The following is a 12,411-nucleotide window of genomic DNA, read 5'->3' on the forward strand; positions in this document are numbered from 1 at the left end:
GCAAGCGATGAGCACCAAACTGGAATTCCAGGAGATCAGCCGAGCCTTTCCTGGAGTACAGGCATTGGATCGCGTTTCCTTTGCCATCGAGGCCGGCCAGGTTCACGCCTTGGTTGGTGAAAACGGTGCTGGGAAGTCCACCCTGATCAAAATCGTTTCTGGTGCGCTGCCGGCCGACGCTGGGGAAATGTTCCTGGACGGTCGGCCTTACCGGCCCCAGAGCCCGAAGGACGCTTTTGCTGCCGGCATCTCCACCATCCACCAGGAATTGAATTGGCTTCCAGGGCGCAATGCAATGTTCAATATTTTGATTGGCAGAGAGCCGGCTTCGGTTGGCGGACGGCTGGATTTCGACGAGATGCGTCGCCGTTCGCAGGACATTCTTCGCACTCTGCACGCGGAGACCATTCCCCTTGATACCCCGGCAGAAAACCTCAAGGCCGGTGAAAAACAGATTCTGGAGATTGCCCGCGCTCTCCTGCGCGATAGTACGCTCCTGGTGATGGACGAACCCACTGCTGCCTTGAACCGTGAAGAGCAAGAGGCCCTCTTCAAGGTCATTGAGACTCTCAAGGCACAGGGTTTGACGGTCCTCTACGTCACGCATCGCTTGGAGGAAGTATTTCGCCTAGCCGACCGAGTGACGGTGTTGCGGGATGGCCGATGCGTTCGCACGGTGAACATCGCTGAGATCACTCGTGACGGCCTCATCAGCGATATGATCGGGCGGCAATGGACGGGCGTATTCCCACCTCGCAATGCCGATCTGGGCCCGGTTCTGATGGAGGTGCGCCGGCTGAGCGCCAAGAGCATCTTCCGCAACGTCTCCTTCACGCTGCGAGCTGGTGAGGTGTTGGGTATCACTGGGTTGGCTGGGTCCGGGAAGGAGGAACTGGGGCGCGCGCTCTTCGGGGCCTATCCAGTGGATGCGGGTGAAATCCTGGTAAAAGGGGAGGTGTTCAGCCCTTCGCCAGCAGAGGCCGTTCGTCATGGCGTTGCTTATATCCCGGACGACCGCAAGGTGGAGGGTATTATCTTGCCGCTCTCGGTCAGCCGGAACATTTCCTTGCCCGTCTTGGAGCGACTGTCCACGTGGACGGGACACATCCGTCAGCGGCAGGAGGTAGAGTTAGCCCAGACCTGGGTGGATCGGCTGGAGATCAAGACCCCCAGCCTGCAGCAGATCTGCCAAAACTTGAGCGGTGGCAATCAGCAAAAGGTGGCTCTCGCGAAATGGCTGGCTTCCGAAGCCCGGGTCCTGATCTTCGCTGAGCCAACCCAAGGCATTGATGTGGGGGTCAAATTCGAGTTATACCGGCTCGTCGCGGAACTATCCAGGCAGGGCGCGGGGATCATCTTGATCTCATCCGAATTGCCGGAAATCCTGGGTCTGAGCCGCACAGTTTTGGTGATGCGGGATGGTGAGGTTGTCGCTTGTCTCGCAGGAGAGAAAACTGATGGCGAGACCATCCTGCGCTATGCCCTGGGGCAGGAAGTCCAGACAGCATAGGCCAAACGGAGGTGCGACTTTTGGCTGCCCGTGCCGATTGAATCCATTACCCATAAGGAGGGAGAGAACGATGAAAGAAAAGCGCGAAAAGGAAACGATGGAACCTCGCAAGGAGTGGGATTGGCTGGACGAGCGCGGTGAGCGAGCCATTGAGGGCACTGGCGAACTCCCTGTGATGTACATCGCCCTGGGCTCTGAGCCCAAAACATCCCATCCTTTCAACCTATACCATGACATTATGAGCATTCCCAAGGCGTTGCGGGACACCCTCAACGCCATTCCGGACTCGGTAGCCACTGTGGCCGACGAGATCTTGCGGCGCAAACTGACCCGGGTTATTGGCGTTGGCATGGGGACCTCGCAATTCGTGGCTTTGGGCGGGGCGGCGGCTCTTTGGAATTTCGCGGGCTGGGACGCCGACCAAGCAGATTCCGGAGAATTCTTGACCAGCCTTCGCAACTGGGATTTGCCCCATGCCGCCTTTTTGGTCTTTTCGGGAAGCGGGCGGACGGTGGACTCCAATCGCGCGGCCGAAAAGGCCCGTGCAGGTGGCGCTTACACCGTGGCGGTAACCTCTGTCCCACATAGCCCCCTCACTCGTATCACGGATGCCGCGATCGTCTGCCAGGGCGGTTTCGATACCGGTGGGTCCGATACCTTCCACTACGCAACCCGGTTGGCCGCGGCCATCCTATTGGCCATTGAATTGGGGGAGCGGACTGACCCCAAGCGATGCGACTTCGCGGCGCTGCGAGAGCAACTATATAGCATCCCTGACTGGCTGGAGGGGCACATCCAGGAGTTGGATGGCCGTTGCCGCAGCATCGCCCGCCAGTACAAGGATGCGCGCAGCATCCTGACGGTGGGCGGGGGCCCGAACCTGGCCACTGCCGAAGAGGCTGCTCTGAAATTTGACGAGATGGCCCATATCCCGAGCAAGGCGATGTGTCCCGATCGTCACATTCATGGGGCCCTGGGCCTGACCGATGAGCGTATCGTCACCCTTATCATTGCCCCGCCGGGACCTTCCTATCCGTGGTTGCGCCAGGTGGCCCAGGCTACAGTGGGGTTGAAGAGCCCCTCTATCGGCTTTGTAACCGAGGACGACAATGACATCGCACCGCTGATGGATTATGTGGTGCGGTTGCCTGCGGTGGATGAGGCCATCTTCACCGTGCCGGCCACTCTGCCCGCCCAACTTCTGCCCTATTATTGTGCGGTGGAGCAGGGGAACATCAACCCTGATTGCCAGCGCTCCAACATCCCCAAGTACGCGCGGGTCTGGATGCAACTTTTCCCGCCGGGCACGCATTAGGCGTGATGCGTGATACGTGATACGTGATGCGTGAGCGGTGAGGGGGAGAGATGGAAAAGACGTTAGATGTTGTGGCGGTGGGCACTCTCAACGTGGATCTCATCATTATCGGTGAGGCTCCTAGGGATATCGAAGCCCTGACCCAGTGGGTGAGCCCTGCTACCGTGGAACTGACTGCGGCTGGCTCGGTGGGCTACTGTGTCGTGGATCTGGCACGACTGGGGTTGCGAGTGAGCCTGCTCTCCTCGGTGGCCGACGACATCTTCGGCGAATGGATCCTCCGCCAACTCCAGGCTGAGGGGGTGGGTACCCAGGCTATCACCGTGGAGAAAGACGCTCGTTCGGGCATTGGCATCTATATGCTCCTGTTCGGGAGCCGCAAACGGCCGTTGACAGGGCGCCTGGCGACCCATGCCCCTTGGCCTGCCGAACTCTCGCCGATGCAGGAAGAACACCTGCGCACGGCCAGGTTGTTGCATTGCGGCGGATACTTGCACTATCCTCAACGCTGGGGCGAGCCAACCGAGAAGTTATATCGAAAGGCGAAGGAATACGGTCTGATCACTTCTGTGGACACTCAGTTCCCCCTGGTGCCAGTGGACGGAACCTGGATGCACCTTCTGGAGGGCTTGCTGCCCTATGTGGACATCGTTTTCTGTGATGAATCGGAGGCACAGGCCATCACCGGGATTTCATCCCTGGAGGAAGCAGCCGGGAGAATTGGCGTGGCTGGCCCTGGCCTGGTGGTGATCAAGAAAGGGGCAGAGGGAGCGCTGCTGGTGACGAAGGAGCAGGTCGTGCATCAGCCAGCCTTCCCTATGGAGGAGGTTACGGATTCCATTGGTGCAGGCGATGCCTTCGACGCCGGGGTACTGTACAGCGTCCTGGCCGGCTGGGACATCCAGCGCACGGCGCGGTTCGCCGCGGCCACGGCCGCGCTCACCCTCAAGGGGGTGGGCGGCACCCAAACTGCACCTACTCTGGCGGAGGTGGAGGCGTTTCTGGCCGCGCGGGGCCATTGAGCAAGCGCTAGGGATGCGAGGCCACTGGTGAAACCGGTGGCCTCGATTGTTTATTACCACTGGTTAAGTCTGAAGCGTGGTTTGACACTCCTGACCCCATGCGGCTATACTTCCCATAAGATAGGAGTTACACCCATGACCACGCCGATGCGGCGGCAGTATCTCCAGATCAAGAAGCAGTTCCCCGATACGATCGTTCTATTCCGCCTGGGCGATTTCTACGAGACCTTTGACGAAGATGCGAAAATCGTCTCCCAGGTGTGCGACATTGTGTTGACCTCGCGGCCGGTGGGGAAGGGCCAGCGCGTGCCATTGGCGGGGGTGCCTCACCACGCCGTGGAGGGCTACATCGCCCGCCTGGTGAACGCCGGACACCGGGTGGCTTTGGTGGAGCAGGTGGCCGACGAGGCAACTCGGGGGTTGATGTCGCGCGAGGTGGTGCGGGTGATCACCCCGGGGACGGTGGTGGAGCCGGCGCTGCTGGATGCCAAGCGCAATAACTATCTGGCCGCTGCTGTGGTAGATGGCGACCGGGCGGGCGTGGCTTACATTGACATAACGACGGGAGAATTTCGCACCACCCAGTTGAATGGAGAGGTGCTCACCCAGGTGCGGCAGGAACTGGAGCGCCTGAGCCCGGCGGAATGCCTGGTGATGGAAGATAGCCCGCTGGTTGCCTTTTTGGGCGACACTATGCACATCAGCGAATACGAGGGCTGGCATTTCGAGGAGGGGAACGCCCGCCGCGCGTTGCTGGAGCATTTCGGGGTGGCTTCATTGGCTGGATACGGCTGTGAAGGGTTACCGCTGGCGGTACGGGCGGCAGGCGCAATTATCCACTACCTCAAGGAGATGCAGAAGGGCGCGCTGGCCCAAGTTACTGGACTCTCCACGTATTCCACCGCGAGTTTCATGAACTTGGATGCAGCCACGCGGCGCAATCTGGAACTGACCGCCACCATCCGTACCGGCGCAGTGAAGGGCTCGCTCTTGGGCGTGCTGGACGATACGGTAACGCCTATGGGTGGGCGACTGCTGCGCCAATGGGTGAACCAGCCCCTGCTCGATCTCCAGGCCTTGGAAAAACGCCTCTCGGCGGTGGATGCTTTCTACCAGGACACTCCGCGGCGCCTCCAAGTCATCGCCGTTCTCAAACGCATCGGTGACCTGGAGCGGCTCATCAACCGTGTGCTGGGGAATATCGCTGGGCCACGTGACCTGATTGCCCTCAAATCCTCGCTGGAAGCAGTGCCGGAACTACTCTCCGCCCTGCGGGAGATGGATCGCGAGGTGATCCCGCTGGGTGAACTGGATCCTTGCCCCGACGTGGTGGCTCTGATTTCTCAGGCCATCGTCCCTGAGCCCCCGGCCACCATCGCTGCCGGCGGTGTGATCGCGCCCGGTTTCTCCGCTGAACTGGATGGTATTGCGGCCGCCGCCCGCGACGCCAAAGTATGGGTGGCCAGCCTCGAGGCGACGGAACGCCGGCGAACGGGTATTAAATCCCTCAAAGTGGGCTACAACAAGGTCTTCGGCTATTACATCGAGGTGACCAAGAGCAATCTGGCGCAAGTCCCCGCTGATTACGTGCGCAAACAGACCTTGGTCAACGCAGAACGCTTCATCACCCCCGAACTGAAGGAGAAGGAAGCACTCATCCTCAACGCCGAGGAACGCATGGCCGAACTGGAAGCGCAGATTTTCCGCCAGGTGTGCGAGCAGGTGGGGGCCGCGGGGAGCCGAATCCTGCAGACGGCGCGGAATATCGCCCTGGTGGATGTCTATAGTGCTTTGGCGGAGGTGGCCCGACGCAATAACTACACCCGACCCGTCCTCACAGACGGTGACAGCATCGAGATCATCGCCGGGCGGCACCCGGTGGTGGAACTGACGATGCGCGAGGAACCGTTTGTGCCCAATGACACGCGTTTGTCGCCCGATGAAGAGATCCTGGTGATTACGGGGCCCAATATGAGCGGGAAGTCCACCTACCTGCGCCAGGTGGCGTTGATCGTGCTGATGGCCCAGATCGGCTCCTTCGTCCCTGCTGATGCCGCCACTATCGGCCTGGTGGATCGCATCTTCACCCGTGTGGGGGCCCAAGATGAGATCAGCGCTGGCCAGAGCACATTCATGGTGGAGATGATCGAGACGGCGAATATCTTGCACCATGCCACTAACAAGAGCCTGCTCATTTTGGACGAGATCGGGCGTGGGACCAGCACGTATGATGGTATTTCCATCGCCTGGGCAGTGGTGGAGTACATTCACAATCACCCTCGCCTGCGAGCCAAGACCTTGTTTGCTACCCATTACCACGAACTGACCGAATTGGCAGATATCTTGCCTCGGGTGCGCAATTATAATGTAGCAGTGGCCGAGGAAGGCGACCGAGTGATATTCCTGCGCAAGATCGTCCCGGGTGGCGCGGACCGCAGTTACGGCATCCACGTGGCTCAATTGGCGGGCCTGCCTCGAACAGTGGTGCATCGGGCGGAGGAGATATTGGCTCAGTTGGAGCGCGAAGCAGAGCGGGTGCCCATCCGCAGACTTCCGCCGCGTCCGGCAGGACAAGCGCAGCAATTGCCCCTTTTCGCTGCCGATCACCCGGTTCTGGAGGAACTGCGGCGGCTGGATGTGATGAGTTTGTCGCCGCTGGAGGCACTGAACAAACTGTACGAATTGCAGAAAAAACTCCAGTCGGAAAAATAACCCCTTGGGGGTATTGTGTTGTTTGCATCTTTCTGCTATATTGAGAGCAGAGAAATCGCATCTCACTGAGGGTACTAATGAAGCCGGTGGTCTCCGTAGTAGGCAAATCGGGTGTCGGCAAGACCGCTTTTCTGGAGAAACTGATTGCGGAGTTGAAGCGCCGCGGCTATACAGTGGCTACAGTGAAGCACGACCGCCATGACTTCGAGATAGATCATCCTGGCAAAGACACTTGGCGGCACGCCATGGCCGGGGCTGACGTAGTGGCCATCTCCTCGCCCCAACGCATGGCCATGATACGACGGGTGAGGGCAGAACTGAGCCTGGACGAGGTGGTGGGCCTGCTCCCGGATGTGGACATCGTGCTGACGGAGGGATATAAGCAGGGCGACAAGCCGAAAATTGAGGTGTCGCGACGGGAGAAGGGGCGGGAACTCCTGTGCGAGGAGGGGGAATTGTTCGCCCTGGTGACGGATCAACCGTTTTCACTGAATGTGCCGCAGTTTGACCTCGATGATGCGGCGGGAGTGGCAGATTTGTTGGAGGAACGGTTTCTGCGGCGCGGTCTGACATCTGAGGAGGCATAGAGCCCGATGTAGACGGACGGGAGGTAGGCGATGACGGTGGTTCGGTGTTGGCAGGGGGACTGCAAATACTGGCGGGATGGGTTTTGCCGTGCCCGCCAAATCGAATACGACCCCGACCTGGGCTGTATGACGATGGAGGAGCGCGCCCTGTTTGGATTGGAGGAGGGCGAGGAGATAGAGGATTGGGAAGAGGAAGGCGGATTAGGGGACGAGGTGGAATGGCCGGAAGAAGGGGGTGAGGTTGAGGAGTGAGGCCTATTTCGCATAGTCACATTGCCCAAAACAGGCCTCTTTCCTCTCTTATTTCTTGAAATAGCCCTTCGCTATGCGAAATAAGATTTCTGAGTCACCGCTCCTGATCCATCTGCCTTTCACCGAAGAATAAAGAGAAATTGAAACGAGAGTCTTACGACCGAAGGCTCTCGTTTCATTTTCGTTGTGGGGGGAAGTTCACAAAGGGGGAGGGGGCTACTTCAGGTATTTCCCCACCAGCAAATCCAATTTCCGCCGGGTCTCCGCGGGGATCACATCCCGCTGGGTGATGATGGCAGTGGCCAGGGCGTTGCCACACTCGCATGACCGCTCCTCTGGCAGGGAGGCGACCAGATACTCGATGGCCTGCTTGGTCACTGCCGCGTTGGCCAGCAAATTCTCGATCAACATGGCCACCGTCACCGATTCCTCCGTCTCGTGCCACACGTCGTAGTCCGTCACGTGGGCCATAGTGGCATAGCAGATCTCCGCCTCACGGGCCAGTTTGGCCTCCGGCAAAGCAGTCATGCCGATGATGTCCACGCCCCATTGCCGGTAGATGCGGGATTCCGCCTTGGTGGAGAACTGCGGCCCCTCGATGGTGATGAAAGTGCCACCCCTATGAACGGTCGCCCCGGTCTTCACCGCCGCCTGGTAAACCAGTTCGCTCAACTGCGGGCAGAAGGGGTCCGCGAAACTGATGTGTACCACCAGCCCCTCGCCAAAAAAGGTCGCCGGACGACCCTTGGTGCGGTCGAAGATCTGATCGGGGATCACGATGTCCCGAGGGTGATAATCCTCGCGCATGCTGCCGCAGGCGGAAATGGAGACGATGCGCTCCACACCCAGCGACTTGAGAGCATAGATATTGGCCCGGGAGTTGACTTCGGTCGGCAAGATACGGTGCCCGCGCCCGTGACGGGGGAGAAAAGCGACCCGCTGTCCCGAAAGCGTGCCGACCACGATCGCGTCACTGGGGTCCCCGAAGGGGGTCTTGACCTTGACCTCCTGCACATCGCGCAGTTTCTCCATATCGTACACGCCGCTCCCGCCAATGATGCCCAGTTTGACTGGCTCCATAGTTTTGCCTCCTCGATGGATTCTATAGCGCCATATTATAACGCAGACCGTCCCAAACGCAAGCCGAATCAGACAAAGAAAAAGCCTGTATGGCTTTACCACACAGGCCCTCTCATTTGGTGGAGATGGCGGGAATCGAACCCGCGTCCAGATAGTTCGACCGCAGAAATGCTACAGGCTTAGTCGGTTCCCTTCTTTCTCGCCCGACCATCCCTCAACCGACTGAGCGACAGTCGGGCCAGTCAGTAGGGGTTGACCCTCTTTGGCTGCCCTCACTGACATCGGGGCAGCCGCACTCCGTCTGTTATGACGCCCGCTCCCGGCCCGGCGGAGGAAAGCCGGGGCAAGCGAGGTCGTGCTCAGACGACCGTGGCGCTTACGTGATCGCTACGACTGCTTTACGCAGCCATGGCGTACGCATACGCCGGAGTTCGTGCGGTTTTGCCGCTTCTTGTTTTGCCCCTGATTCACGAGGTGGGGGCGCCTCGGCCTGCATTCTACAGCCAGCCCTACCTGTCGAAACCTGTCATCCCCAGGCGATATTATTATAGCGCATCCGCCGAAATACGTCAAACCGCGCTTACTTGTCTTGCTCCCCAGCGCGGCTTGTTTAGCGGCAGTTGCCCTGCCCATCGTTCAGCGGCAGTTGCCCTGCCCATCGTTCAGCGGCAGTTGTACTGCCGCGTACGTTGCCAAAGCGACCCGCAGTGCAACTGCTGGGGAACGACTGCTGGGGAACGACTGCTGGGGAACGTAAGAAAGTCAACTACACCCTTACTCGTCCTGTTCCCCAGCGCGGCGCGCCTTCAATGCCCGGTGGATGGCGCGGTCGGCCTCGCGCTCTGCCTTCGCCGCCCGCTTGTCATAAAGTTTCTTGCCCTTGGCCAGCCCAATCTCCACCTTGGCCCGGTTGTCCTTCAGGTACAGGCGCAAGGGCACGATGGTCAGTCCCTTCTCCTGTACTCGGCTCGCCAGGCGGGCGATCTCCCGTTGGTGCAAGAGGAGTTTTCGATCCCGGCGCGGGTTGGGGTTCTCGCGACTGCCCTGGGCATAAGGGGAAATATGAACGTTCACCATCCAGGCCTCGCCATCCCGGATGATGACATAACTATCGCGCAGGTTCACCCGGCCCTGGCGGATAGACTTGATCTCCGTGCCAGTCAGGACAATCCCCGCCTCCTGGGTCTCCTGGATGGCATAATCGTGATACGCTTTTCGGTTGACGGCGATGGTCTTAATGGCCACATTCACTTCCCAGATAACAGGTAAGAGACCGCGCGGTCGAGTTGGGGATCGCGGCCCGCCTCCAGGTCCTCGTCGGTCAGTTTCACTTCGATGTCGGGCGTTAGACCCTGTCCCTCAATCTGGCGGCCTTTGGGCGTATACCAGTGGGTTACCGTCACCCGGAGCGAGGAACTATCGCTGAGCATAAACGCCTTCTGCACCGAGCCTTTGCCAAAAGTCCGCTCGCCGATGAGCACCGCGCGGCCGTAGTCCTGCAGCGCACCGGCCACAATTTCCGATGCGCTGGCCGTGCCCCTATCCACCAATACCACCAAGGGCACCGAGACGGCCAGCCCTCCTTTCTTCACCGGATGTTGGGTCTCGTGACCATCGCGGTCTCGCTCGATCAGGACGATGCCATCGCTCAAGAACTGGCTGGCCAGCCGCTGAGCGACGTGCAGGAAGCCACCGGGATTGCCACGCAAGTCGAGGATCAGGCCCTTCGGCTTTTGGCTCATCAGATTGCGCAAAGCAGCCTCTATGCGCTCGCTGGCCGCATCGTTGAATTCGTAAAGGCGCAAGTAGGCGATCCCATCCGGGCGTATCTCGCTCTCCACCGTCGCCATCTCGATGGTTTCACGGCGGATGGACACTTCGAATGGCTCCGGCTCGCCCTCCCGCAGGATGAGCAGGCGCACCACCGTACCCCGTGGCCCGCGGATCAGGGCGATCACATGGATCAGTTCCAGGCCCTCCACCGAGACACCATCCACCTGGAGCACCTCATCGTTGGGGCGCAAGCCCGCGCGCTCGGCGGGAGAGTTGGGCAGGGGGCGCACGATCACGAAGTGCCCATCTCTCTCGTCAATTTCCGCGCCGATGCCCTCAAAAGTGCCTTGCACGTCCTCACTGAAAATCCGGGACTCGGTCGGCGTCAAAAAGGTGGTATGGCTATCGCCAAGGGAGCGAACCAACCCCTTGGTCGCACCATAGATCATCTCCTGGTAATCCAGCGGCTCGGTGTGATAGAATTCATTTTCGAGGATGCGCCAGGCCTCCCAGAACACGCGGAAACGGGCCTGTTGCTCCGCCGGGAGATCATTCGCCACGTACCCCAATGCTGGCGAGGAGTAGCGGCCCACACCAAAACCGGCGGCAAAGATCATGACAGCCGCCAGTGTGACGAAGAAACTAACCGTGATCCACTTTCTCATTCTATCCATACGAACCCACCATCACAGGAATAAACTCTGCCCAATCGGAGAAAGGCCGGCTGCTTGAGGAAACGCCTTGAGTGCGCAGGAGAGAAATTGCCTCTTCCAATTGTAGGTCTCGACCCGCCGCCAGGTCCTCCGCCTTGGTTTCGACCACCACATCCGGGGTCAGACCCTGGCCATTGATCTCATGCCCGTTTGGGGTGAGCCAACGGGCGATGGTAACGTGCACACTGGAACCATCACTCAGTTCGTGGATGCTTTGCACTGAACCTTTGCCGAAGGTCCTCTGCCCAACCAGCAGGGCGCGATGATAATCCTGGATGGCCCCGGCAACGATCTCGGCAGCGCTGGCAGTCCCACCGTCCACCAGTACCACCAGGGGCCAGTCCACTGCCTTCCCATCCAGAGGGGCTGAATACCGCGTCTCCTCGTCCGAGGAAGTCCGCTCCCGCAGCACCAGCCCGCCGCGCAGGAATTCTCCCGTTACCGCCACAGCAGAGTTGACCAGCCCGCCGGGGTTGCCGCGCAAGTCCAGGACAACGGACGACGCATCTTCGCCCTGGAGACTCTCCAGCGCACGCCGTAACTCCCGTGGCGTGGCATCGCTGAACATCGTGATCTGGATATAGCCGATGCCGTCTTCGAGCACGCGCCAGTTGACAGTGGGCAGGTCTATTTCCTGGCGCACGATTTCGAACACCAGGGGTTCTGGCTCGCCAGGCCGCTCGATACGCAGGCGCACGGTTGTCCCCACAGGGCCACGGACGAGGATCACCGCTTCCTCTATGGAGTAGCCAGCAATATCCGTATCATCCACAGCCAACACCACATCTCCGGCCCTCAGCCCCGCCCGCTCCGCCGGCGCGCCCTCCAGCAACGAGGAGATGATGATCCGGCCATCTTCGTCGGTGCCCATGAGCGCGCCAATGCCACCGAATTTGCCCTGGTAGGCATCCTGCTCCAGCCGGTGTTGTGTCGGCTCCACGAAGGTGGTGAACGGGTCGCCGAGGGATTTCAACATCCCCTCGATGGCCCCGTAGGTCATATTCTTGTAGTCCAAGGACTCGCGGGCGTAGAAATCGCTTTCTACGATATGCCAGGCTTCCCAGAATACGCGGAAGTTGTCTTGTTGCTCCACCGGAGTGTTGCCGACAGGGTAGCGCGTGCCTGGGGAGAGAATCTGCCCCAGTGCAAACCCTGCTCCGAAGATCACCGCAGAGCACACCGCGAAGGCAATCAATAGCCATATCCACTGTCGCCAAACACCGCGCTCCGACTCTATCATCGCCCATCCTTCTGCTCGCTAATCTATGGAAATTGTAGCACAACAAATAGCGGCGACCAAACGGCGCCACTTGACGTCAATCCCCACACAGGCGTGAGGACGGTCAAGAGTGCGGGGAGAGCCAAGAAAATCTGAAGACCAGCGACATAATTTTACATAATAGTTCTTTTGCAATTTTAACCAAAAACATTATTGACAGGATGAGAG

The 12,411-nt window shown here is 59.6% G+C and carries 10 protein-coding genes and 1 other RNA gene; 6 read left to right on the top strand and 5 right to left on the bottom strand.

The genetic code is table 11. From position 1 onward, the window contains the following. Positions 1 to 7: 7 nt before the first annotated feature. The 6 genes from H5T64_03950 to H5T64_03975 all read left to right on the top strand — a co-directional run bounded on the left by H5T64_03950 (position 8) and on the right by H5T64_03975 (position 7,398). On the top strand, positions 8 to 1,510 hold the full coding sequence (locus H5T64_03950) for a sugar ABC transporter ATP-binding protein (protein ID MBC7263495.1): 1,503 nt from the start codon (positions 8 to 10) through the stop codon (positions 1,508 to 1,510). Positions 1,511 to 1,580: 70 nt separating this feature from the next. Then, positions 1,581 to 2,825 (top strand): SIS domain-containing protein, encoded by a 1,245-nt coding sequence (locus tag H5T64_03955; protein ID MBC7263496.1) that lies wholly within the window; start codon positions 1,581 to 1,583, stop codon positions 2,823 to 2,825. Positions 2,826 to 2,875: 50 nt separating this feature from the next. After that, positions 2,876 to 3,847 carry a sugar kinase gene (locus H5T64_03960; protein MBC7263497.1) on the top strand — a complete coding sequence of 324 codons (972 nt, stop codon included), beginning with the start codon at positions 2,876 to 2,878 and terminating at the stop codon, positions 3,845 to 3,847. A 135-nt stretch (positions 3,848 to 3,982) separates the two neighbouring features. After that, a complete protein-coding gene (gene mutS / locus H5T64_03965; protein ID MBC7263498.1) occupies positions 3,983 to 6,559 on the top strand; it encodes a DNA mismatch repair protein MutS in 2,577 nt (858 codons plus the stop codon). Between the two features lie 77 nt (positions 6,560 to 6,636). Continuing rightward, positions 6,637 to 7,146 (top strand): molybdopterin-guanine dinucleotide biosynthesis protein B, encoded by a 510-nt coding sequence (gene mobB / locus H5T64_03970; protein ID MBC7263499.1) that lies wholly within the window; start codon positions 6,637 to 6,639, stop codon positions 7,144 to 7,146. 30 nt (positions 7,147 to 7,176) lie between these two features. After that, the gene (locus H5T64_03975) at positions 7,177 to 7,398 is read left to right on the top strand and encodes a hypothetical protein (GenBank protein ID MBC7263500.1); all 222 of its coding nucleotides are present in this window, start codon (positions 7,177 to 7,179) and stop codon (positions 7,396 to 7,398) included. 216 nt (positions 7,399 to 7,614) lie between these two features. On the opposite strand, the gene mtnP is transcribed toward H5T64_03975, so the two are convergent. From mtnP to H5T64_04000, 5 genes are all read right to left on the bottom strand, one after another. Beyond that, positions 7,615 to 8,478 carry an S-methyl-5'-thioadenosine phosphorylase gene (gene mtnP, locus H5T64_03980; GenBank protein ID MBC7263501.1) on the bottom strand — a complete coding sequence of 288 codons (864 nt, stop codon included), beginning with the start codon at positions 8,476 to 8,478 and terminating at the stop codon, positions 7,615 to 7,617. Between the two features lie 117 nt (positions 8,479 to 8,595). After that, positions 8,596 to 9,012: a transfer-messenger RNA gene (gene ssrA / locus H5T64_03985) on the bottom strand. A 240-nt stretch (positions 9,013 to 9,252) separates the two neighbouring features. Further along, positions 9,253 to 9,723 (bottom strand): SsrA-binding protein SmpB, encoded by a 471-nt coding sequence (gene smpB / locus H5T64_03990; protein MBC7263502.1) that lies wholly within the window; start codon positions 9,721 to 9,723, stop codon positions 9,253 to 9,255. A gap of 2 nt (positions 9,724 to 9,725) precedes the next feature. Beyond that, positions 9,726 to 10,925 (bottom strand): S41 family peptidase, encoded by a 1,200-nt coding sequence (locus H5T64_03995; protein ID MBC7263503.1) that lies wholly within the window; start codon positions 10,923 to 10,925, stop codon positions 9,726 to 9,728. Beyond that, positions 10,918 to 12,204, bottom strand: a complete 1,287-nt coding sequence (locus tag H5T64_04000) for a S41 family peptidase (GenBank protein MBC7263504.1) — start codon at positions 12,202 to 12,204, stop codon at positions 10,918 to 10,920. Before H5T64_04000 ends, H5T64_03995 begins: the two co-directional genes overlap by 8 nt. Positions 12,205 to 12,411: the final 207 nt, after the last annotated feature.

The sequence above is a fragment of the Chloroflexota bacterium genome, assembly GCA_014360825.1.
Taxonomy (GTDB): Bacteria; Chloroflexota; Anaerolineae; order UBA2200; family JACIWT01; genus JACIWT01.